At 43.7% G+C, this 23,488-nt stretch carries 17 protein-coding genes and 1 pseudogene; 16 read left to right on the top strand and 2 right to left on the bottom strand.

Annotated elements, in window-relative coordinates; genetic code table 11:
- Nucleotides 1–2 precede the first annotated feature (2 nt).
- From FZ041_RS06625 to FZ041_RS06585, 9 genes and pseudogenes are all read left to right on the top strand, one after another.
- The gene (locus FZ041_RS06625; RefSeq protein WP_149189000.1) at nucleotides 3–1,121 is read left to right on the top strand and encodes a glycosyltransferase family 4 protein; all 1,119 of its coding nucleotides are present in this window, start codon (nucleotides 3–5) and stop codon (nucleotides 1,119–1,121) included.
- Nucleotides 1,121–2,095 (top strand): hypothetical protein, encoded by a 975-nt coding sequence (locus FZ041_RS06620; RefSeq protein ID WP_149188999.1) that lies wholly within the window; start codon nucleotides 1,121–1,123, stop codon nucleotides 2,093–2,095. Before FZ041_RS06625 ends, FZ041_RS06620 begins: the two co-directional genes overlap by 1 nt.
- A gap of 28 nt (nucleotides 2,096–2,123) precedes the next feature.
- Nucleotides 2,124–3,260, top strand: a complete 1,137-nt coding sequence (locus tag FZ041_RS06615; protein WP_149188998.1) for an FkbM family methyltransferase — start codon at nucleotides 2,124–2,126, stop codon at nucleotides 3,258–3,260.
- A 105-nt stretch (nucleotides 3,261–3,365) separates the two neighbouring features.
- A complete protein-coding gene (locus tag FZ041_RS06610; RefSeq protein ID WP_149188997.1) occupies nucleotides 3,366–5,894 on the top strand; it encodes an NHL repeat-containing protein in 2,529 nt (842 codons plus the stop codon).
- Nucleotides 5,895–5,920: 26 nt separating this feature from the next.
- Nucleotides 5,921–7,291: a Gfo/Idh/MocA family oxidoreductase gene (locus FZ041_RS06605; RefSeq protein WP_149188996.1), complete on the top strand. Its 1,371-nt coding sequence runs from the start codon at nucleotides 5,921–5,923 to the stop codon at nucleotides 7,289–7,291.
- Entirely contained in the window at nucleotides 7,288–8,034 is a 747-nt protein-coding gene (locus FZ041_RS06600) for a glycerophosphodiester phosphodiesterase family protein (RefSeq protein WP_149188995.1), read from the top strand. The genes FZ041_RS06605 and FZ041_RS06600 overlap by 4 nt, the downstream gene beginning before the upstream one ends.
- A gap of 1,032 nt (nucleotides 8,035–9,066) precedes the next feature.
- Complete coding sequence (locus FZ041_RS06595; RefSeq protein WP_149188994.1) at nucleotides 9,067–9,783, top strand: hypothetical protein; 717 nt, start codon at nucleotides 9,067–9,069, stop codon at nucleotides 9,781–9,783.
- Nucleotides 9,783–11,381, top strand: coding sequence for an ORC-CDC6 family AAA ATPase (locus tag FZ041_RS06590; RefSeq protein ID WP_149188993.1), 1,599 nt, complete (start codon nucleotides 9,783–9,785; stop codon nucleotides 11,379–11,381). Before FZ041_RS06595 ends, FZ041_RS06590 begins: the two co-directional genes overlap by 1 nt.
- 310 nt (nucleotides 11,382–11,691) lie before the next feature.
- Nucleotides 11,692–12,636, top strand: a pseudogene (locus FZ041_RS06585) (IS30 family transposase).
- Between the two features lie 15 nt (nucleotides 12,637–12,651).
- On the opposite strand, the gene FZ041_RS06580 reads toward FZ041_RS06585, so the two are convergent.
- Complete coding sequence (locus FZ041_RS06580; RefSeq protein WP_255449277.1) at nucleotides 12,652–13,497, bottom strand: Rpn family recombination-promoting nuclease/putative transposase; 846 nt, start codon at nucleotides 13,495–13,497, stop codon at nucleotides 12,652–12,654.
- Nucleotides 13,498–13,730: 233 nt separating this feature from the next.
- Between FZ041_RS06580 and FZ041_RS06575 the strand changes: the two genes are divergently transcribed.
- Genes FZ041_RS06575 through FZ041_RS06555 form a run of 5 tightly spaced genes read left to right on the top strand, consistent with a single transcriptional unit; the run spans nucleotide 13,731 to nucleotide 19,256 of the window.
- Nucleotides 13,731–14,945 (top strand): CDP-glycerol glycerophosphotransferase family protein, encoded by a 1,215-nt coding sequence (locus FZ041_RS06575; protein WP_187626329.1) that lies wholly within the window; start codon nucleotides 13,731–13,733, stop codon nucleotides 14,943–14,945.
- Nucleotides 14,942–16,477 carry an FGGY-family carbohydrate kinase gene (locus FZ041_RS06570; protein WP_149188991.1) on the top strand — a complete coding sequence of 512 codons (1,536 nt, stop codon included), beginning with the start codon at nucleotides 14,942–14,944 and terminating at the stop codon, nucleotides 16,475–16,477. The genes FZ041_RS06575 and FZ041_RS06570 overlap by 4 nt, the downstream gene beginning before the upstream one ends.
- Nucleotides 16,478–16,499: 22 nt before the next feature.
- The gene (locus FZ041_RS06565) at nucleotides 16,500–17,246 is read left to right on the top strand and encodes a phosphocholine cytidylyltransferase family protein (protein ID WP_149188990.1); all 747 of its coding nucleotides are present in this window, start codon (nucleotides 16,500–16,502) and stop codon (nucleotides 17,244–17,246) included.
- The gene (locus FZ041_RS06560) at nucleotides 17,239–18,075 is read left to right on the top strand and encodes a class II fructose-bisphosphate aldolase (RefSeq protein ID WP_149188989.1); all 837 of its coding nucleotides are present in this window, start codon (nucleotides 17,239–17,241) and stop codon (nucleotides 18,073–18,075) included. The genes FZ041_RS06565 and FZ041_RS06560 overlap by 8 nt, the downstream gene beginning before the upstream one ends.
- A 2-nt stretch (nucleotides 18,076–18,077) precedes the next feature.
- Nucleotides 18,078–19,256, top strand: coding sequence for an iron-containing alcohol dehydrogenase (locus FZ041_RS06555; RefSeq protein ID WP_149188988.1), 1,179 nt, complete (start codon nucleotides 18,078–18,080; stop codon nucleotides 19,254–19,256).
- Between the two features lie 51 nt (nucleotides 19,257–19,307).
- Here FZ041_RS06555 and FZ041_RS06550 read toward each other — a convergent pair whose 3' ends face one another.
- Complete coding sequence (locus FZ041_RS06550; protein WP_149188987.1) at nucleotides 19,308–20,342, bottom strand: ParA family protein; 1,035 nt, start codon at nucleotides 20,340–20,342, stop codon at nucleotides 19,308–19,310.
- Nucleotides 20,343–20,864: 522 nt separating this feature from the next.
- On the opposite strand from FZ041_RS06550, the gene FZ041_RS06545 reads away from it, so the two are divergent.
- Nucleotides 20,865–22,292 carry a hypothetical protein gene (locus FZ041_RS06545; RefSeq protein WP_149188986.1) on the top strand — a complete coding sequence of 476 codons (1,428 nt, stop codon included), beginning with the start codon at nucleotides 20,865–20,867 and terminating at the stop codon, nucleotides 22,290–22,292.
- Between the two features lie 52 nt (nucleotides 22,293–22,344).
- Nucleotides 22,345–23,481 carry a radical SAM protein gene (locus tag FZ041_RS06540; protein WP_149188985.1) on the top strand — a complete coding sequence of 379 codons (1,137 nt, stop codon included), beginning with the start codon at nucleotides 22,345–22,347 and terminating at the stop codon, nucleotides 23,479–23,481.
- Nucleotides 23,482–23,488: the final 7 nt, after the last annotated feature.

The raw sequence follows: 23,488 nt of genomic DNA, 5'->3' as shown, positions 1-23,488 counted from the left end.
TTATGGCTGGGAAAAGACGAGGGATTTACAGTATTGCCCCCAATAATGGCTGGAACGATCAGCAGCTGACGAAGAACTGCGGGATTGTGCCATATCTATTTCACAAGAGATATGGCTATCGGGCGGTGATGGTTGGTACACGTATGCAGGCGGAGTATCCGTCTTTGGAACGCTATATACAGGGGGTGGAGATGGATTTTCTGCCAGATGCAGAATGGGAGACGGAATGCCGGTATCTCCTTGAAAATTATCAAGATATGGATGTACTGGTCCTGCATGGCTTGTTTCCCTTTTATTTTCCCATCCTGCACCGTTATCGTGAGCTACGTCCTGATGGCAAGGTTTATTTGGAGCTCGATCCCAATTCCTATTATGAAGACACACTGGAATGGACACATCCCGCCTTTTTGCGGTTCCTGCAGGAATGTGATGTGATAGGGGCCAGCTGTCATCGTATGCAGAAATGCCTGGGACAAAAATGGCCCTGTGTGGTGGAATATCTGCCCAATGGCTTTTACAACTTTGACCAGCTGGATATGGCGGTAGACTTTGAGCAAAAAGAAAAGGTTATTCTGACCGTGGGCCGGATCGGCTCTGCCCAGAAGCGTAACGAAGAACTGCTGGAAGCTTTTGCCAAGGTTTATGACAAGCTGCCGGATTGGACGGTGCGCTTGGTAGGCAATGTGGAACCGAATTTTATCCAGTGGTTTGAGGATTTTTGTCAGCGCTATCCGCAAATCGGCCGGCAAGTGGTGATGACGGGGCCAATCTTTGAGAAAAAACAGCTGCTGGCGGAATATAAACGGGCGAAAATATTTGCCCTGACGTCGGTCTTTGAAGGTGGTACGCCCAATGTGGTGGCGGAAGCTCTATACAGTGGCTGCTATATGGTTACCTCGGACATCGATGCAGCCGATGATGTCATCGACGAAGGCCGCTGCGGGAAAAAGTACGAGCGGGAAAACATTGCTGCGCTGGCAGATATCTTATATCAGGTATGCCGGGATGAAAATCTTATGCGGCAGGGAGGCGAGCGGGCTTTGGCCTATGCCAAAGAAGAATATGATTTCGAGAAAATCATTCAGCACCTATATTGGCTGCTTTTCAAAGAGGTGGGATAATGGCTGATCAGGCACGGGAATATTTCCGTTATTATGGGGAAACAATAGAGGGCGGCAAAAAGCTATTGCTCGATACCTTTGACCTATATAGCAATCATAGCGCTCTGCCCATGCATACCGTGGGGGAGGATGGCGCTGCGGTTGACTTCGTACTGGACCGGGAAATAAAAAAACTGCTGCATTCACTGGAAACAGCTGTCAGCGACAGCTCCCTGCGCCAAGGGTACCAAATGATAAATTTGATGTTGGCAGCTTTTTGCTTGCGGAAATACAAGCCGCTGAAACTATTGCATCTAGGCGGCAGGACTAGCACAGGATTCCTGGGTTTTTGCCAGCTGCTGCCAAAATTCCACCCGGATAACCGTATGTATTGGCTGACGCCAACATGCAGGGAAGAGCGGGCAGATTGCATCTGCATGACGATGCCCTTTGAAGAACTGCTTCTGCCACAGAAAACTTTTGACCTTATCGTACTCGATGATACCGATGAATACCTATTGCCCTCCCTGAAGGAGCAGCTATGGCTGTCCCTGCGGCCTGAGGGGCAGCTAATCCTCCTGTCTAGGCGCAGGGAAATGCAGCAGGTATTTAGCGGCAAAGGAGCAGAAACGTATTTAGCCGGTGAAGGCTGGACGGTAAGTCAAAGCACCATAAGTGCAGCCGAACATGAGGCTATGGCGGCTGATACCTGGGATAGTGCTGTGAAGACTATCCAGCAGGAAGCCATAGAGCGCATACAGCTTGTGCAAAGGGAAGTGACCGTAGAAGGAGCAGATATCGATGCCCTCTTGCAGCTGGCAGATGAGGCAGAGCAGTTTGTCCTGCTGATTTATGCCTCTCTGCCGAGTCTGGAGGTCAAATACCTGGCCAATGAATGGAAACGGGCTTTGCTCGACTATCGGTTAGGCTGGGGGCAGGTGGATAAAATCCAGCAAAGCGGCAATGCGTTGCTGCTAGAATTGCAAATCGCATAAGGTTGATATGGATTGAAGGGGGATAACGATGAAGGATTTTCTAACAATGGTCAAGAAGTTGTATTATCGCAACTATGAGGATTCGATGGAGGCAATCAAGGAACAGCAGATTCCCTGTGCCTATTTTTATCCTATGGAACCATTCGAAGCTGGAAACATCGACGCAGTGTGGGAATGGGGCATGAACGTAACGACAATCTGCACTTGGGACAAAAACGTTGGCGAAATTAATTATCCTGCTTGCCGTGTTGTGGGACTCAAAGAGTTCCTGGCTGATCCGCGCGAAGTGAAAGTCATGCTGCTGCATACGCAGATGTGGCTGCCGGTGCTTGATAAGGTATTGGCTCCCTTGGGCGTGGATTCTATCAGCCTGGGACATTTGCAGGACGCTATCAATAGACGGGATTTTATGTTTGATAATCTGCCGCGCCTTTATGATACCTATGCCTGCTTTGGGCAGGAGGAATCGAAAAAAGCGTATCTGGCGGCCGTGATTGGTAATGTTTCCTGGCAGATCCGGGACTATCACTTTGCACCAGAACCACAGTACATGCTTGAAGGTTTTCTCCCGCAGGAAAATGATATCGCAATTGATGGCGGTGCCTATGATGGCGGTACGGCAAAGTTGTTTTCCTCGCTCGGGGCAAAAGTCTATGCCTTTGAGATGGATAAGAAAAATTATGAGGTTTGTAAGTCCAAAGCCGAGCAATACGGTTTCGTGGCCGAAAACATGGGGCTTTCTAATGTGGAAGCCGATGCGCATTATAACAGCGGCGGCACCGCCAGCTGCAAGCTGGATCATGGTGCCGAGACGGCACACTTTATTTCCGTCGATGCGTATGTCGAGCGGGCTGCTTTGCCAAGGGTGGACTATATCAAACTCGACGTCGAAGGAGCCGAGCAGGAAGTATTAGAAGGTGCAGCGGCCTCCATTTTGAAATGGAAGCCCAAGATGGCCATCAGTGCCTATCATCGGCCCTATGACCTATGGGCACTGCGCGAATACGTCTCCGCACTTTGCCCAAGCTATCGCTTTGAATTCCGTCACTATCCCATCGACGTTACGGACTACTGGCTCTCGGAGCAGGATAAAGCCCTGCTGAATGAATATGGGCTGGGGTATAAGATTCCCACGTCCTGTGAGACGGTGCTGTATTGCTATTGAGGAGTCTGTGTTTATGGAGATTTCGGCCCAAGAGCAGGATTCTTTTTGCGTGTACCGAATTATAATATAGATATAGTAGAGGCAAGTATAGGGAGTGAATACCAGATGATGGATCGAGGAATACAACGGGAACTAATCAAGGCGTTGTTACAATTGAATGAAATGCTGAGGGGCATTGACTTTAGTGATGGTGTACAGCGGCAGACCGTAGTGGAAATCCTCGAAGCTGTGAATAAACGGTGTAAAATGGATTTTACCGCACCGAAAGCAGCAGCGTATGCGGAATCGCTCAGTGGACTAGCGCAGATTATCGGGCAGACTGATTGGCTGAATCTGCAGGCTGAGGAAAAACATGAGTGTCGCAACCTTTGCCAGGAGATCATTCAGATTGTCATCGGTAAATTACGTCAGGAATCAGAAATCAAAAAAGATATCGTATTCCTGCCCTATAAGGCCTCGATGTGGGACAGTCTTGAAAGTGTCTGGCGGGCAGCTAGTGAGGATAGAGAACATTGCAATACGTATGTTATTCCTATCCCATATGCTGACCGCAATGAAGATGGCACGGTAGCTGCTTGGCATTGTGAGGCAGATATGTTTCCCGATGATGTGCCTGTACTTGATTGGCATGAATATACACTGGAGAAATTGAAAGCTTGGCAGCCGGATGCTATATTTATCCATAATCCATATGACGATCATAACGCGGTAACTTCAGTAGATGGGCAATATTATTCGAGCAAACTGAAAACGGCAACTGCACATCTGTACTACATTCCGTATTACAGTACGTCAGGCGGTATGTCGGAAAATCAGAAATCATGTCCGGCCTATGAAAATGTAGAGGCTATTTTCGTGCAGGCGGAGTGCCTTAGAGGTTTTTTCGATGAGTCGGTAAGGGATAAAGTGCAGCCGCTTGGTTCGCCTAAATTTGATAAGGTTATCCATCTTTGTCAGAATCCGCCAGAGCCACCGGCAGGCTGGCGGGAAAAGATGAAGGGCCGCAAAGTCTATTTCTACAATACCAGTTTGCAGGGGATGCTAGCTGATGTTGATGCATTCGTGCAAAAAATGATGTATGTATTCAAGACGTTTGAAGGGCGTCAGGATGCATGTATTTTGTGGCGTCCACATCCACTGATGATGGCTACGTTGAAATCCATTCGCAGTGAGGCGGTGGCTAAATATGAGGCTGCACGGGACTACTTCATTACACATGATATCGGTATTTACGATGATACGCCGATGATAGAGACGGCTATCGCCTGGTCAGATGTCTATATTGGTGACAGTGGGACAAGTGTCACTTCCCTGTTTGGTGTGGCAGGAAAGCCAATCTTTGTATTGGATAATCAGATTCATGAACTGCCAGGGCCGGATGACTGGCTTGGAAAAGCTTTTAATGGTGTTCAGTCGATGGATGAAGACTGGATTATCACTTGGAATAATTGTCTGTTCCATTCGCCAAACCATGATCATCACTATGAATTTTATTGCCGGTTGGCAGAGGATCAGGATGGTGCATATTATCAGTATGTACATCCAGTGGATGATAAGCTCTACATTTGTCCGGCAGGTATACCGGAAGTACTGGTGATACGAAATAAGAAAATCATCAAGCGCATCAAACTGCGCGAAGATGAGAGCCGGCATGGGCTTTTTGCGCGGTCAGTGATGCTGCAAAACAAGATATTCATGATTCCGCTGCGTTACTCGGCTATTGTATGCCTGGATGTAAGCGATGATTCAGTGACCTATATTGAGGGAACCAAAGATATAGTGTCTATATTGCTGGGCGATTTTTGGTTTGTGGGCGGCAGCTGCGTATGGCAGGATAAGCTTGTTGTATCAGCGGCCAGTAGTGCAAAACAATTTATAATCACTCCGGAGACATTAGCAGTAGAAACAATTGACTTGGCGCCTGACAGGATTAGTGGGTTTAGTGGTTTGATTCCTGAGGATGATAAGATTTGGCTCCTGCCAATACAAGGACAGGAAATATGGTGCTGGGATCCACGTAAAGGTAATGTGAAAAAATATGTGGGATTCCCCGATGGATTTACCTGTGAACATCCAGGGATGCACTTTGAATGTGATTTAATGCCATTAGGTTCGGTGGCATTTGCAAACGATACGGTTTATATTACGCCGAATTGGGGAAATAAGTTCCTGAAGCTTGACAGGGCAAGCGGAAAAATATCTGAGTGGAAAAATGACTTCAAACCAAGCCCGCAAGCGGCGAATGGCTATCTGTATACGTGGGCAATAGGCTGGTTCTTTTGGCAGGGATGGGATCAAATAACCACGAGATTGCCGAAGTTTATGTATGCCCCGACTAGAACACTGTATCAAGTGGATTGGCAGCGTGAACAATGGGAAAAGGTGCCAGTTAGTTTTGATGATGACAGTAAAGAGCGCATGGCCATTGGATTTGATCGGATGTCAAAATGGTTTTTATATGGCTGCATTGAAAATGCCTTCAATTCACTGAAGGATTTATTGGATGGTAATATCCATGGTAAGGCTTTTGATAAGGAAAGGCAGCTTAAGGCATATGAAAGTATTGCAGTAAATAATGATGGTACTGCAGGAGAAAAGATTTATGCTTACACAAGAAAGCAACTGGGAATTTAACGGATAAAAAGAAACGAGATGATAACATGGTCAAGGTAATCACATATGGGACATTTGATTTATTCCACGAGGGACACTATCGCTTGTTGCAACGTGCTAAAGCATTAGGTGATTATCTGATTGTTGGTGTTACCACGGAAAGTTTCGACGAGGCAAGGGGAAAGCTCAATGTAGTCGATTCCTTGATGACGCGCATTGAAAATGTCAAGAAAAGCGGCTTTGCCGATGAGGTCATCGTGGAGGACCATATCGGCCAAAAGGTCGAAGATATCCAAAAATATGGGGCAGATATCTTTGTGCTGGGGTCAGATTGGACGGGAAAATTCGACTATCTCAAGGATTTCTGCGAGGTTCGTTACCTCGAGCGTACCAAGGGCATTTCGAGCACGATGAAACGCACGCATAATCATAAAATCATCCGCATGGGTCTAATCGGCAGTGGGCGTATCGCGCGGCGCTTTGTGCCCGAGGCAAAATACGTCAGTGGCATGGAACTCACGGGGGTATTCAACCCGCATATCGAGAGTGCCAAACGCTTCGCGGAGGAAATGGAGTGTGAGTTCTACACAGCTGATGAAGAGGAATTCTATGAGCATGTCGATGCGGTAGACATCTGCGTACCGCATGAGTTCCACTATCTCTATGCGAAAAATGCGTTGGAGCATGGCAAGCATGTGCTTTGCGAAAAGCCGATGACGCTGAAAAAGGCCGAGGCTGAGGAGCTGTTTGCGCTGGCAGAAGAGCACGGGCTGGTGCTTATGGAGGCCATCAAGACGGCCTATACGCCAGGCTTTATCCGTCTGCTGTCAATGGTACAGAGTGGTGTAATTGGCGAGATTCGCGACGTAGAATCCTGCTTTACGCGCATCTTTCCCAAAGACTCCATGCGTGAGCTCACCAATGCCGAACATGGCGGCAGCTTCACGGAATATGGCAGCTACAATCTGCTGCCCATCATCAAGCTGCTCGGTAAGGACTATCAGGATATCCGCTTTGAGTGCTTTAAGGCAGCAAATGGCGTTGATCTCTATACCAAGGCTTATTTCCGCTATCCGCATAGCATGGCGACGGCCAAGACTGGCCTCAAGGTAAAATCTGACGGTCATCTGTTGATCTCGGGAACGCGTGGCTACATCTTTGTGCCCGCGCCGTGGTGGAAGACGACGGAATTTGAAATCTGCTATGAGGATTTTACGCAGAATGAAAAAGTCTATACCAAATATCTGGGGGATGGCCTGCGCTATGAACTCAGTGATTTCGTCTCAGCTATCAATGGCAATCCGCGTGGCGGGTTCAAGCTCACGCGCAACGAATCAATCGCCTTTGCCGATATCATGGAGAAATTCCTGGCCTGGCGTAAGGCAACACCTATTGAGGAAGGAACGGTTATCATATGAAATTTTGGGCACATCGCGGCTGCAGCCAGTGCTATCCGGAAAATACACTGACTGCCTTTGCCAAGGCCGCTGAACTGCATAAACATGGACTTACCGGTATCGAACTGGATGTACAGCTGACAAAAGACCAGCAAATGGTGGTATGCCATGATGAACGTGTTGATCGCACGACCGATGGCATCGGCAATATCCGTGACTTTACCCTGCAGGAGTTATCCTGCCTTCATATCGCCACGGGAACACCAAAGGCAGAACATATCCCGACGATCGAGGAAGTGTTTGATTTGCTCCTGCCGTATATCCAAGCGGGCCTGCAGGTAAATATCGAGATAAAGAACAATGTTTACCACTATCCAGGCATTGAGCAGAAAATCGTTGAATTCATCCAAAAGCGCGGGATAGAAGACAACATCGTCTACTCGAGCTTCTATACGAAGACTTTGGAAATCGTACAAAAGCTCTCGCCTGCCGCTAAACTGGGCGTACTCGATGTCAATGCTTCAGACTGCTTGTTCAAGCAGAAAAACTTCCCTGGTGCCGCCATACATCCCTTCTGGCGGGCAATGGATCGGACTCGTGAAGAACTGACCGGTCAAACCGTCCGCGCATGGTTCACCGGCCACTTGTATCCCGAAAAGCCGACAGGAACGAAAATTGACTTGTCAAAACTAGAAGCCCAGGGCATAACAGATATATTCATCAACGAGCCGGAGGCGTATGTAAGGAATGATGTTGTAGCTTGACAGAGTAGTGTTATTATGCAATAATGAAAATACGGAAAGAAAACACAGATACAAGAAGCCCCTTGGCAACCTCTTACCTTCGCCAAGGGGCTTTTGGCGTGTCTACAAAGAAAACACAGATTCACCTCCTTTTCAAGAGGCTGTATCTATTGTCTATATAATATCATAAAAAGTCAACTGATTTTTATATTTGTTAATAAAGGCATGAAGAAATGCTTTTTATTGAACAATAGAATGAAAAAATATATAATTATAATATAAAATAGCGAAGGAGGCGTTTATATGAATAGTATTTCCATAGATGAGGTGTTTCGTCCCCAGATCTCATCGGCAGGATTGTATTCATAGACCTCCATCTTTGGTCGCAGGCGGAACTGCGGCAAATCGCTGCTAAAGGATTTGAGCTCTTAGGCATCAAATTGAGTGAGGAAATGCTATCCTATATTGCGAAAGAAAGTGCGACATCGCCGCAGCTCATGCAGGAGAATTGCTCTAATCTCGCTTATCTAGTGGAGTATAATAAATAGGCAGCAATCTCATATGATGATATCCGGGACGCCTTTGCGGAAACTGCGTATCATTATCCGAATTATGCCGATGTAGTAAATAATGTACTAAAGGGGCCTAGTAAAGGAAAGAGCCGCAGAAAAGAATATACCTTTGCCGATGGCCGGACTGGGGATATTTATCGGTTGTTGCTGTTAGCTATCTGTGAAGACCCGCCAACATTGAAATTAACGGTAGATGAAATCAAGGAAAGGTTGGCAAAATTCATTGGTCAAAGCCAGCTGCCCCCGACACCTAACTTGAGTAAGAATATCGGTCATACCGAAGCGATTATTAGGGAATCTATACTTGAACCAGATATGATAGATTAGAAAGAGGGAACTTTATATATCCTTGATCAGTTTTTGTTGTTCTATTTACGTTGGGGAATATAATAAGGGATATGGTGGCGAAAAGGAAAAATATTTTAGTATATAGGAAAACTGAAATGAAATAATGGGTAACAGTAGGATGTGAATCAATACAATGACGAATTATGATATGTTATTGCAAATCAATAAGGTGGCTAACACCAATATAAAATGCTCGCGAGATAATGATGAATTTTACGAGATAGATAAATGCTTATCATTTTCGAGTGATTTGCAGAATTGGATATCATACTGTGGTGATTTAGGTGACATGATTTTGGTGCAGGAAGCACAAAATGAGTGTATTAAGTCTATTTATTTTTGCACAGAAGGTTTTTATAAAGAAGCAATTATAGCATTGAGACAATATTTTGAACATTTGCTTTTTGCTATATACTTGTCAACTAGCGATTTTAATTACAGATTGTGGAAAAAAGGTAAGTATGATATGTCATGGAAGCATATTACAGATAAAGATAGTGGTATTTTTAGTGTGAAATTTATAGAATTATATGCAGATGATATCAGTTCTGATATAAGTATGGAGCTGTTGAATGACTGTAGTGGCATTTATAGAGAATGCTCCGAGTTTGTTCATGGGAATTATGAAAAATTAGATATGTTATGTGAGAAACTTGTATATAATCAAGAAAGTTTTCAACTTTATATTAAATGTTTTTCAAGGGTAAAATATATTATTTGCATGGCATTGTTTATTCGATTTAGATCTATCTTAGATGACGCTAATGCAGTTGAAGAATTAGAAATGGTTATAAGGGATAATATAGGGACTCGAAAAGAAGTACAAAAGTATTTAAAGGGGAGAGAGTAATGAGTGAATTGATTTTTAGAACTGAGGAATTAGAGGATAAACAAATTACTGATTTTTATGTATCGTCTGAGTATGAACAGAATATTGTCGATAAATTGAAAGCGCCATCGCCAGTGTTACTAGTCGGAAGTAGAGGTGTGGGCAAATCTTTTTTGTTCAAGGTAAGTGAAATACAGTTGAAAAGGACATTTGCAGAATCAAAAATATTACCTGTATATGTGACATTAAGGTCTTCGCCCTTGATAAAAGATACTACAGAAGAGCAATTTAGATATTGGATTATGGCTAGAATTTGTGCGGCTGTTTTTAGAGCAGTGAGAAAATCAGGTAAAATATCTTTGCTTTCTAATGCATCTTTTTTGAGTGATTGCAATGTCTCGTTGAACACAAGTGAAATTGATAGAGTGATTAATGAGTATGAGGAGTCATGGAAGGGGGGAGAAAGAAAAATTTCTGTAGAAGAAATACCCAATTTAGATGATTTTCTTGACTTTATTCAAGATTTATGTGAGAGTTTTGAAATAAAGAGAATTGTAGTATTTGTTGATGAAGCTGCACATGTATTTATACCTCAGCAGCAAAGAGCTTTTTTTACGTTGTTTAGAGATTTGCGGTCGCCATATATCAAATGTAATGCAACAGTATATCCGGGGGTCACTGTTTATGGAGATACATTTGAACCAACGCATGATGCAGTAGTGATTAACTTGATTCGTAATATTAGAGAGAATAATTATGTATCAATTATGAAAGAGATTGTATCACGTCAAGTTACAGATAGTAAGTTGTTAGATAATTTGTCAAAAAATGGAGAGAATTTTTCCTTATTGGCATATGCAGCTTCGGGGAATCCACGATATTTATTAAAATGTGTATCGATGGCGGAGAAGATGGATTCTTCAGCTATAAATAAAGTATTTAGAGATTATTTTCGAGGTAAAATTTGGGCAGAACATACAAAATTAGCAGATAGATTTTCGGGCTATAAAGAGTTCATTGAGTGGGGGAGGGATTTTTTAGAAACAGAAGTTATACCAAAGCTGAGAGAAACGAATGATAAATATTTAAAAGATGAAGTTGGTAAGGGGACAACGCTTTATTTTTGGGTTCATAAAGATGCGCCTATTGAAGTAAAAGAGTCTATTAGAATTCTTGAATATTCTGGACTTTTATATGAGGATGCAGAAGGAATTCGTGCAACAAGAAGTGAAGTTGGAACACGATATATGGTCAATATTGGTTGTTTATTAGCAGCCGAGGCAGTTCCGTCTACGACAGGGATGGATATAATAAAAAAATCTGATATCCGTCGGATGAATGAATATGGGATGACACATGCTAGTTATAAGAGATTAGAGGGGTGTATGATAAAAAATGGCAGCAGTGTGTTGATGCAACACCTTGCTAAGAATATTGATAAGTTGGATTTAACTGAATGGCAAAAAAAGAAGATGCATGAAATATCCATTGATACAATAGGTGACGTTATACAAGCAAAAGAATCTGATTTGAAAAAAGCGAAATTTATTGCGGATGTTAGGGCGAAAAAGATTAGAAATGCAGCTGTAGCAGCTGTATATGAATATTTATTAGGTTGATTTTACTGCAAATGGTTACAGGAATACATTGGATTATTTGCAGTATATGACTATATGTAGCTTGCCTTATGTAACTGGTGAATAGTGCAAGTCATATATAAAGGATATTAATAATGGGGGAGTGACGTAATCTTGAAAAGATAAAAAATGAGCATAATCGCTGGTAAGCGATTATGCTCATTTTTTTGCACACTAGATGATTTTGCTGACGGATTTACAATCTAAGTGCAACAGCACATAGCGTAAAATAAAATAACGCATAGACCTCTGATATAATGGTGTTTGCTACAACCCATTTCCAGGAGGAACTATGCGTCATTACAAACATCTTACACTATATGAGAGAGAAAATCTATTATTTCTTAGAGCCAAGGGGTATTCCATAACCGCTATAGCCAAGAGTATGGGGCGTAACAAGGGAACTATCTCCCGAGAGCTTCGCCGTAACTCTGTTGACAATCAGTATATGCCAATAGTGGCACAACGCCAGTATCAGGCACGCCGTGAGTATTGCAAGCTCCATAACAGGCTGGTTGAATACCAGTGGTCTTAAGAGGAAATTGCTGGACGGTTGCGAGCTGAATATGGCCAGTGCGTCATAAGCACCATGACCATCTATCGTGCGATATACAGCGGATGGTTGAACGCCCCCAAAGCCTCCACGGCAAGTGTCATAAAGAAACTGAGGCACCGTGGCAAACGTAGAAGGAAGCATTCAGCTGAAGAGAAGCGTGGTAAAATCCAAATCAGCCATGATATGACAGAACGCCCGGCAGAAGCCGAGAATCGTTCAGAAATAGGACACTGGGAAGCTGACACCGTTGTTGGCCAGCAAGGAAAAGCTTGCCTTGTAACACTTGTCGATAGAAAGAGCCGTTATCTCATGTGCGGCAAGGCTGACAAGAAAAACGCTCAGGCCGTCAGCAGGACAATGATAGACTTGCTTCTTGGTGCCAAGGCTCTGTCAGTAACGCCTGACAGGGGCAAAGAATTCGCCCGTCATGCGTATGTGACAGAATACTTGAATGGCCTGCCATTCTATTTCCCGCAGCCGCACCAGCCGTGGCAGAGAGGCTCCAACGAAAATACGAATGGCTTGCTTAGAGAATATTTCCCTAAGGGTAAGGACATAACAGAAATCTCTGATGACTACATACAGAGAAGGGTAGCCATGATGAACTTACGCCCAAGGAAATGTCTTAACTACAAAACACCATATGAGGTTCACTTTTCAAAAGTGTTGCACTTGGCTTGACAATCCGTCCTTATTTTAAGTGTGAGTTGAATAGAGTTTTGAGAGGAGAACCTCGCGTATTTCAGCAGGAATGTTAAGGATATCCATGGCTTCTTGGGCACTTAGATGCTGAGCTGCCATCAAATTGCGGACTGCCGTCAGTAATCCGTCTATGCGTCCCTCGGCAAGTCCTTCGGCGCGGCCTTCATTTAGTACTTCATTCATGATTTCGCACATCTTAGTCACCCCTTTATCATTGGTTTTGTAAAACCGGACTCGTTCGGCTAGTTCAGGATAGTACATATCGTCGGCATTGGTACAGTGAAAGTCATGCATCAACCGGCCTAGTGGATCATCGCTGGATTGGCACGCGGCATTTACGTAGATGATATCTGCACCGTCATTGAATATAGAATGCTCCATCTCGTGAATGGTTCGATGAATATGGTAGATTGGTTTAGCACCTTTTAAAACATCATGTTCGGTAATGAATATTACGCAGGTTTGTGGCAAATTCTTCCAATGAGTGCTTTTCTGTACCTCCATAGCGTCGAGCAGACTGCTATTATAGCGGGCTCGAAGTGGGACAGCTCCAGTATCGCTTCGTTGCACTTCAAAATCGTAGGCGACTCCCTCGTTGTCTTTGGCAAATACATCAAAACGAACTTCACGCCCGTAAAGATTGGGAACGATATTTTGGGTCACCATATCTACAATCTTTAAATCATTACGTCCCTTGATGATACGCAGAAGCAATTCCATTCCTTTTGGATACCCGTCGAAACAACTGTTGAAAAAGGTATCATCCAACAATTTGAAGCGCTGGATGCGTGCCAGGTTTCGTTGTCGGCGCAACGCGTCTTGTGATAACGTTTTAGACACCTTCTTTCTTAATTATAGAAAAATGCAGGAAGTGTTGCAAGAGTAATGTTTTTTATAAAACTTATGTTCTTACATATATTATATCATAAGGCAAACATAAATTCTATAAAACAGAAAGTATACATAAGCGTTTCCTGCTGAGATGAGATAGGAGGCGATGAATACAAAAGAAGGAGAAAAAGGCTGGAAGTCGAATATATTTATTATATTGTAGGAAGAGAGGACGAAGGATTTTGAAGCTATCAAAAGAGGACAGATATATACGTCGTCGCTTGCGACAGGGGAGAAAACAGGCTAGGGAATTCTACTATTGCCGCAAGTATCCAATCAACCCCAAGAAGATAGTTTTTACCACCATTGAAGGAACGACAGGCTTTTCCTGCAATCCGAAGTATATTGCCTTGGAACTTTTACGACGCAGACAGGATTTAGATTTGGTCTGGCTTGTAGATGATATGAGCAAGGAATTCCCAGCTGGCATTCGCAAGGTAAAGAATACACTCAAGAATCGTGCGTACGAACTATCTACGGCGGCAGTCTGGGTCGACAACAGCCGCAAGCAGCTCGAATGCCGGAAACGGCCAGGGCAGTTTTATCTGCAGACTTGGCATGCGAGCCTCCATATCAAGCCGACAGGGTTGGCAAGAGGCGCATCGTTTTCTAAGATTGCTGATTTGGTCAGCCGCCATGATTCGGATATGGTGGATATACTTCTTACAAACTCTCCTTGGATGGAGCGGCAGGCTCCTAAAACGATTGTTTATGATGGTGATACTTATCGGACAGGATCGCCAAGAGTCGATGGTTTGTTGAATGAGCGAGAAAAATGCCGCGTTAGATTCCGAAAGAAACATGGGTTGCCAGAGGATGCGAAGCTGTTGCTTTATGCACCAACTTTTCGCAGTGGCAGTCAGGGAACAGCGCGAACTGTGGAAAAAATGGATACTATGCCGGACTTTTCCCGCCTGCTAGAGGCGTTGGAGAAACGCTTTGCTGGTAATTGGACGATTGTTTTGCGCTTGCATCCGCAGCTTACAGCGCGGCATATTGGCGTCGGCTTGACGGAAAAAAGCAAGTATCTTGTGGATGCCAGCAAAGATGATGATATGAGTGAAGTTTTGGGAGCATGTGATATTTTGCTTTCGGACTACTCAGCTATGAGTTTTGATGCGGCATATACGCATATGCCAGTTGTTCTCTATCTGAATGACTTGCAGGAGTATGTAAATGAACGTGGTTCTTTGATGTGGGATCTTGATTCATTGCCTTTCATCAAGGCCGAGACAGATGAGGTGCTGGCAAAGGCGATTGAACAATTTGATGCGCAGGAATACGAAAAAGGAATCGTCGCGTTCCTGTCTGATTTTGAAATCATGGAGGATGGCAAGGCATCGCAACGCGTTGCAGATATCATAGAGAAGCACCTTGGAGGAGCTATAACAGGATGAAAACAGTATTGGTTCTGAATATGGGGATGAAAAGCATCCGAAGTATAATCTTTCGGGCGGATGGGCAGAAGCTTTCGCAAGCAGCCCTGCCATTAACTTCAGCCATCAATGATATGCGGGTGGAACAAGATGCCTCGGAATGGTGGGAGAAGGCCTTGGTCGTTATGGGCAAATCCATTCGCGAGGCGGGAATCAAGCAGCTGGATGCCATAACGGTTACAGCATCGGCTTCCTGTTTGGTATGTTTGGATGAAGAAGGGCAGCCTTTAGCTCCGGTTATGATGGTGTCTGACAAACGTGCCCAGGCAGAAGCTGAGGCGATTTCACGTATGCCGGAATTTGCAGAGGCCAGGGAGAAAACGCATCTTTCCATGTCATCCAGCTTGCTGCTGCCTAAGATATTATGGGTAAAGCGGCAGGCTGAAGCTATCTTTGGGAAGACCACGTATTTTTTGACACCGAATGCATTCTTGCTGTACCGGTTGTGTGGGAAACCAGTAACGGATTGCCTGGATGCCGGGAAGTTCCATTATGACCAAACAACGAAGAAATATCCGCAGAAACTGTTGCAGTCACTGGGAATCCGCCTGGATTCACTGCCTGAGGTAGTGGCAATCGGGGATGTGGCAGGTGACTTATTGGAAGACATAAAAAACAGACTGGGCATTGGTGGGAAGATAAATGTCGTTGCTTCATCCTACGATGCTATCTGTTCATTCTTTGGCAGTGGAGCGGTAGAGGAAGGCGAGGCTAGTGATGTTTCGGGAACGGTGACCGTTTTTCGGACGATAAGCTACAAGTCGGGGAATCTCGGTATAGAATCAAAAGTCTATGAAAGCCTTTATGAGGCAGAGAATGCTCGTATTGTGGGCGGTTCCAATAATCTCGGAGGCGGACTTATTGAGTGGGCAAAGCAATGCTACTATCAAAATGAGCCCTATCCATATGAGGTAATGGAGAAGGAAGCAGCTGAAGTTGATGTTGGTGCGAAGGGCTTGATTTTCTTGCCATATCTTTTGGGCGAACGAGCACCGATTTGGAACGATGATGCCAGAGGTGTTTTCTTCGGTTTGGAGCGCATGCATACCCGTAAGGATATGACGCGGGCAGTTTTCGAAAGTGCTGGCTTCATCGATATGGATATGAAAAACGCTATTGAGGAAGCTGGGATAAAAATCAAGCAGGTCAGACTATCAGGTGGGCTTGCTCGGCTGAATCTTGTTTCACAAATCAAGGCGGATATCCTTGGTGTAGATGTGCTGGTACTGAGTGAATTTGAGACAACCTCGACGGGAGCAGCTATGCTGGCTCTTATCGGCATTGACTATTTCCATAGTATTCAGGAGGCAGCGGAAAATTTCGTGCGAGTACGTATGATTATCAAGCCAGATATGGAAAATCATCGCAAATATCAGCATGTCTATAATTTATATAAATCGACATATGAGGTTTTGCAACCGCTGTACAAGAAAAGGATCCAGATGCTGGAAGCGCTTCGTACGGATAGAGAAGTGTATATCGAAAATCTTTGAATTATTAATGGGGGAATGAATAGTGCAGGCAATTATCATGGCAGCAGGACGCGGCAGCAGACTAGGAAATCTTACGGATACCATACCCAAAGCATTCCTTACGGCAAAGGAGCATAGACTCATTGACTATAATCTTTCGCTCCTGCATGAGAACGGCATTGACGATATCAAGATAGTCACCGGTTACAAGGCTGGATTATACGAAGACTTGGCTAAGGAACATGCTGGGATAACCTGCATATACAATCCCTTCTATGCGCATTGTAATGTGCTAGGCTCCTTCTACATGGCACAGAATGAGCTGAGGGATGAAGATACTGTGTACCTGCATGCGGACACACTCTGTGATCCGGCGATTTTCGAGGAAATGGTGCAAGGCACTGGTGATATCGTTATGCCTGTAGACTTTAAGACTTGTGATAAAGAAGCTATGAAGGTCATCACGGAAGCTGGGCAGGTAGTGAAAGTCAGCAAAGAAATTCCCGAGATGGAAGCTGAGGGCGAATTTATCGGTATGGCAAAACTCAGTGCAAAGGCCATGCCGGCAATCAAGGCAGCCACCCGTAAACTCATGCGCGAGGGCTGCTTGAATTCATATTTCGAGGGTGCAATCCAGGCGGTCATCGATGAAGGGGGCTATCGTGTGCCAACTCTGTCTACAGAAAAACGCTTCTGGGGTGAAGTGGACTTTGAAGAAGATTACCGCTATGTGAAGGATAATCTGCCGGACGCGCTTTGGCAGATAGCAGAAAGGCATAAAAATGACTGAGAGAATGTACGCGAGGGAAGCTGTTTACTTTGCTTTCAATATATGGGACTTTGCCTCGGTACAGGCGGTAATGGATGCGGCGAAGAATATGGATCAGAATGTTATCTTGCAAACATCGACCAATATTTATCAGGCTTTGCCGCAGGAGGAGATGCGGAGCTTTGTGACCAGCTATTCACAGAGGCTTGGCATCCAGGCTTGGCTGAGTTTGGATCATTGCCGGGATGAGAGCATGGTTCGTGATGCTGTCGATAAAGGTTGGGACTCTGTTATGCTGGATATGTCGCAGAAAAGCCTAGCTGAAAATATCGATGCCATCAATCGTCTGCATGAGTATGTGCAACAGCAGAAAAACAGGTCATACATCGAGGCGGAAGTCGGTGTTCTGCAAGGGGCAGAAGATGATATCAAGGCAATCGAAAGCCAGATTGCCTCGAGGGAAGATATCGATATATTTATAGAAAATGCAAATTTCGATGCATTAGCTGTAGCTTTTGGCAATGCGCATGGGACGTATCGGACGAAACCACAGCTGCACTACGATTTGGTCGAATATGCAGTGAAACAATCGGACAAACCTTTTGTCGTACATGGTGCCAGTGGCTTGTCGGAAGAGGCACTGAAAAAACTGGCGGCTATTCATGGGGTACGTAAGATAAATATCTCGACCGATCTGAAGCTGGCAGCACGTCAAGGCTACAAGACTGCGGAGGCGAATGGTTGGCTGGCAGAGGCAGGATTCCAACCCATTCGTGTCCAACAGTGTATATATGAAGCTGTTCGTGACAGAGCAGAGGAAAAAATGGCAATGCTGAAAGGGGATAGATAACGATGAACTTTACATGGGAAGTCCCTACACGCATTCACTTCGGAACGAATATCTGTGCAGAGGCTCTGGCAAAGGAAAAAGATAGCATTCAGGGACGAAATGTATTACTTGTATATACAGGTCATACACTGAAAGACAATGGGACGCTGGATAAGGTAAAAAAAATGCTGATGGAAAATGGTGCCACCAGCGTTTTGATATATTGTGGACATGGTGCCAATCCGGAAGTAAGCGAGGCTGAAGAAGCAGGCAAGCTTATCCGAGAGAACGATATCAATTTGCTAGTAGGCCTTGGCGGTGGCAGTGCCATTGACTTGACGAAGGGCGCGGCCGTAGCTGCAGTTAGCGACATCAGCCTTAGTGAATATCTAGTAAAGGGGATTCCCGCGCCGGAGAAGGTATTGCCAATCATTGCGCTGCCAACGACTGCGGGAACAGGTAGTGAACTTAGCAAGGGGGCCATACTCTCCGATAAATCTTTGAAAATAAAAGGTGGCATCCGCGGGAAGAGCTTGGCACCGAAAGTTGCTATCGTAGATGCAGCATTCACTTGGAGCATGCCAAAGCATCTTACAATGGAAACTGGTTTTGATGCACTGGCTCATGCGATAGAAAGCTATCTTAGCAAAAGGGCAAACTTATATAGTGAAAATCTTTCCCTGCAAGCAATACGCCTGATAGGCGAGAATCTTCCTAAGCTAAATCAGAATCTAGACGATCACGAGGCAAGAGAAAAAGTAAGCTATGCCAGCATGCTTATGGGCATGAACCTGTACAACGTAGGTAACTGCCTTCCACACAGGATGCAGTACCCGATAGGGGCTTTGACAGGTACAAGCCATGCAGCAGGGCTGGCGACACTGTATCCTGTTTGGATGGGGGAAGAATACAAAGTATGTTCGGAAAAGGTGACAATAATATTCCAAAAGTGGCTAAAGAAGACAATAAGCTCAGCAACCGCGGCAGAAAAGACAACGAGAAAATTTTTGACAGAGATAGGAATTTATCAATCTTTAGCTGAATTAGGAGTACAGACAAAGAATATCCCTATGATGATTGGAAAAATCAGTGGTAATCTCAGCGTCGATCCAATGGGAGAAACTGAAGGGATTTGTGAAAAAATCTATAGAGCGGCAAATAAAAACTCCCACGAGCGTGGGAGTAAGGATTACATAGAATGAGCAACATGTATATTTTATTCAAATTAGTTATATAAAGTAATTTGGGGATAGTTACCATATACTATTATTAATGAATAACAACTGATTTTTTATCTTTTCAACAGAAGAATTGACTTCGACACGGACTCGTTGAATAGTTGCACTTTCACCAGCGGTTAAGAGATTAATAGGTTTAGATTGAGCGGTAGAAATCCTTCCGCTACCAAGAAAATCATCTAATAGGACAATATGATTTTCAGGGATAGATGTGGTAAAATGCGTTATATATCGTGCAACTAAATCCCGAACCTGTTCTAAATAGACACGGGTTTGTTGGTTCGGCTGATGTCTTGCCCCAGCTCGTGTTGACCAACCACAATGAGTTAGAACAACCAATTGAATTTTGGGGATGTGATTGTTAGAAGGCATGATTCTGAGAAATGGGCTAGCAGGGTTTGATAAGGATTGGAGCAACAGAGATAATGAATTTATAGATTGTTGATCTGTACGTACTGGTACGATGAGAGCATCGGTGGCATGCCATGCGAGGTGGGTAGCTCCAGCAAAGAATGGAGAGGTATCAATAAGACATTTTTGTGTAGAAGTTTCTGCTAATTCACGTCTGATTTCTGATCTTAAAGAAAATAGCATAGTATCAATGAGTTGTTGTTGTTGTGCTCCAGTAAGGGCGCTTGCTTGACTGAATGCGAATGACATAGTGGAAGCAAAATTATACAGCATATCTGTGGAGGGGATATAAAATGCATTGTGCCCGTTGAAGAAATGATTGGTAGCTTCTATTCTCTGTGCTACATGACTAGCTTTTCCGAAGCCAGGCATAAAGTATGGGAGAAGCATATCATAAGTAGATGTCCTACTATTAAAATAATTAGGATTGTAGAAATAAGATAGATTTCCTTGTGGGCAAGTGTCAACCGCTAAAACATTGTCAGCTAAATAGGATAAATTAAATGAAAGTGATGTTTTCCCAATTCCCCCCCGCAAGTTACAAATGCAATAGGTATTAAACTTAGGGATAGGTAATGGTTCTGCGCATTGCTCAGCGATTGCATGTTGTCTGGAGAGCAGATGGTCAATGTTGCACATATTAAACCTCCTGTGATAGTTTATTTTTGACTAGATATGCACATATTAACATATACTGCGTATCTAGTCAATAGCAATGACAGTAAGTTAACGATTGTATAGGTTGATTGAGTACATTATTAAATTAGCAAAAGCAGGAGAATAAAGCGTTCCACCAAAGAAAAGCGCTGGATGATAAAAATCATACCTAACATAACAGACTGTCTCGCAAGGACAGAAAAATGTCCTCGAATTAGGCCGTGGGTAAATTGATAAAGTGGCTGGCAAACAACAAGGTAAGGCCTGCCTGATTATATTTGTGGATAGAAAAAGCCGCTATCTCTTATGAGGTAAGGAGGCGGGGAAAAACAGTTTTATGGAAATATGGGATATCCATAAAATTTATTACATAAAGCATAGATGATGTTATTATTTTAGATTTAGAAAAGCTTATTTCATAATTATAAATGGTAGTTTCGTAACAGCGAATTTTGAGTTGTGAAGTTTGAAATAGTCATTTTAGTACATGAGGTGGAGATATCCTTGAAATACACTTATTTATTTCCTTACGAAAAAATACATCAAGGGTCACGTATTGTCATATATGGCGCTGGTGATGTGGGGCAGGAGTATATGCAGCAGATGGAGCTCACTAGATATTGTGAAGTAGTGGCATTTGTTGACAGAGCTTTTGATAAGTATATGCCTATGATTGTGCCTATTTATCCGGTGGAAAAAATTCGCGAACTGGATTTTGATTATGTAGTGCTGGCTTTTAAGATGGGAGCGCATGTTCGAGCGGTGACCAAGGTTTTACTATCCATGGATGTTAAGGCAGAGAAAATCATCTATATGGAGCCGCGCAGAGAAGTGGTGGTTTTGTTATCGACAGGGGAATGTGCAAGAGAGCGGAAACTTGATTTTGCCTATTTGCATGATGGTATTTCTATTGCGTTAAAATATGGGCCGGGGTTGGGGGATGCTATTGTAAAGAAAAAATTCTTTACTGAGTTAGTAGGTATGGCACCTAGTTGCCAAATTGATATATATTCTCCTGGAGCAACTGGGATAATCAGTTCAATGTATAGTGACCAAGAAAATCTTAATTCGGTCATTGATGATGGCGGTGCTCTTTATGCCAGCCAAAAGTCTCAGTATGATGTGGCTTTTACGGTTGCTTTCATGTTGGATGTGGATGGGCTGAAGTTTGATAGGCTGAATGATGTGGCACCTGATTTTGCAAGGAAGATGAAAAAGCTGCAAGAATCAGTTAGAGCCTATAATCTGCCTGCTATGGGAGTTACAACGCGATATGTGCATTTTAACCGAATGAAGTTTTTGGGGCTGAATTATTATAGTTACCTAAATCATACCGGGGTATTTGATATAAGGGATCATGATGTACATATCCCATTGAATCCGGACTTTGGTGCTGAGTATGAGAAACTGGCACTTCCCAAAAGGTATATTACAGTTAATTATGGAGGGGGCGTTGATGCTTCGGGCAACAACAACAGTATTGCCAAGGATTGGCCACTTTCGCATATGGAAAGGTTCGTGGGGCTTTTCAAGCATAAATATCCTGAAATCGAGGTAGTTCAGGTTGGTTCGGCAGGAACCGCAAAGATAAGCGGTGCTGATAGATATTTCCTTGGAGAAAGCTTGGAATTAGTGAAGTATATTCTGAAAGGCAGCCTTCTGCATATCGATAAAGAGGGCGGCTTGGTACATTTAGCAACTCAGTTGGGAACAAAGTGCATAGTGTGTTTTGGGCCAACGCAAGAAGAATTTTTTGGTTATCCAGAGAATATCAATTTGAAAGTAGGGAATTGTCATGGATGTCATTGCCTTTATGATGGCTTTGATGTGTGTGCCAGAGGAATGGAAAAACCTGAATGTATGTGGAGTATTACTCCGGAGATAGTTATGGAAAAGGTTGCGGAATTAGAGGTTTTCAGTGATCATGACTAAAAGTATATGAATTATTTGCCAATAATTATAGAACTAAAAGAGGTGGAAGGTTGTGAGCAAATGCTCTTCGAATATAAATGTTGAGAATATAATTATTTTCGGTTATGCGGCAGTAGGGAAAAGACTGTATGAACGGGTAAGACAAGAGAAAACTGAAGCTAATATAGTATTTTGTGATAATTCCAGTACCAAACAGGGGATGCACGATGATATACAGGTTCTTTCTTTGCAAGAAGTTATTGAAAAGTATGGTACATCAAAGTTTATAGTGGCTTCGCTGAGACATGCCAAACAAATGGAACAGCAATTATTGGAAGCTGGAATACCACAGGGGCAGATAATTACTGAGCTTCCAGGTGATATTGTTGGGGAGGAATTGGCTAAAGAACAGAAACAGCGGCTTGTGCCGTTGGATTCTATTCATGTAGAGGTGAACATCAACAAGGACTGCAATCTGAATTGCAAAGGGTGTGATCATTTCGCCCCTGTGGCAGAGGCGGACACATTAGAGTTGGATGTTTTTGAGCGGGATATGAAGCGGCTTTCAGAGATAATGACGGAGCATATACATCGAATTATTCTTTTGGGGGGAGAGCCACTGTTGAATGAACAGTTGCTCGACTATGTGAGAATTGCTCGTCGCTGCATGCCAGAGACGGAAGTATTTATTGCTACGAATGGAACACTTTTAGGTAGAATGAAAGATGAATTCTGGACTGTTTTGAAAGAAAATAGGACGGGGCTGATGGTTACAAAGTATCCTGTGTCCCTTGATTATGAAGAGCTAAGGAAAAAAGCAGTAGAAAAGGGCGTTGTCTGGGAATACCTTGGCTCTTCAGAGAGCGGACGGACGCTATGGCATTTCCCTCTTGATCTTTCAGGGAACCAGGATGCTATGGAGAGTTTTCTTCACTGTGCTAATGCTAATAGTTGTCATACGCTTGAGCGAGGCAGGCTTTATACATGTAGCATTGCACCGAATGTAAAGGTATTCAATAAATACTTTAATCAGCATATTCCTCTGAAGGAAGAAGATGGTATAGATATATATAAGGCAAAATCTGCTGAGGAGATATTAACGGCATTAGCCAAACCAATGCCATTTTGTAGTTATTGTGATGTAAAACATAGGACTTACGATCATGGATGGGAAACTAGCAGGAAAGATCTGAAAGAGTGGATATTATGAATTATTT

The sequence above is a fragment of the Pseudoselenomonas caprae genome (assembly GCF_008271345.1).
GTDB lineage: Bacteria > Bacillota > Negativicutes > Selenomonadales > Selenomonadaceae > Selenomonas_A > Selenomonas_A caprae.
The sequence above is the reverse complement of the archived record's forward strand: the minus strand, read 5'-3'. Positions and strand labels throughout refer to the sequence as shown.

Bases quoted from the DNA above. Each gene is read 5' to 3' on its own strand.
- FZ041_RS06550 (WP_149188987.1), bottom strand. From the start codon at position 20,342: ATGTGCAACATTGACCATCTGCTCTCCAGACAACATGCAATCGCTGAG.
- FZ041_RS06595 (WP_149188994.1), top strand. From the start codon at position 9,067: ATGACGAATTATGATATGTTATTGCAAATCAATAAGGTGGCTAACACC.
- FZ041_RS06600 (WP_149188995.1), top strand. From the start codon at position 7,288: ATGAAATTTTGGGCACATCGCGGCTGCAGCCAGTGCTATCCGGAAAAT.
- FZ041_RS06610 (WP_149188997.1), top strand. From the start codon at position 3,366: ATGATGGATCGAGGAATACAACGGGAACTAATCAAGGCGTTGTTACAA.
- FZ041_RS06590 (WP_149188993.1), top strand. From the start codon at position 9,783: ATGAGTGAATTGATTTTTAGAACTGAGGAATTAGAGGATAAACAAATT.
- FZ041_RS06625 (WP_149189000.1), top strand. From the start codon at position 3: ATGGCTGGGAAAAGACGAGGGATTTACAGTATTGCCCCCAATAATGGC.
- FZ041_RS06555 (WP_149188988.1), top strand. From the start codon at position 18,078: ATGAACTTTACATGGGAAGTCCCTACACGCATTCACTTCGGAACGAAT.
- FZ041_RS06560 (WP_149188989.1), top strand. From the start codon at position 17,239: ATGACTGAGAGAATGTACGCGAGGGAAGCTGTTTACTTTGCTTTCAAT.
- FZ041_RS06615 (WP_149188998.1), top strand. From the start codon at position 2,124: ATGAAGGATTTTCTAACAATGGTCAAGAAGTTGTATTATCGCAACTAT.
- FZ041_RS06620 (WP_149188999.1), top strand. From the start codon at position 1,121: ATGGCTGATCAGGCACGGGAATATTTCCGTTATTATGGGGAAACAATA.
- FZ041_RS06605 (WP_149188996.1), top strand. From the start codon at position 5,921: ATGGTCAAGGTAATCACATATGGGACATTTGATTTATTCCACGAGGGA.
- FZ041_RS06570 (WP_149188991.1), top strand. From the start codon at position 14,942: ATGAAAACAGTATTGGTTCTGAATATGGGGATGAAAAGCATCCGAAGT.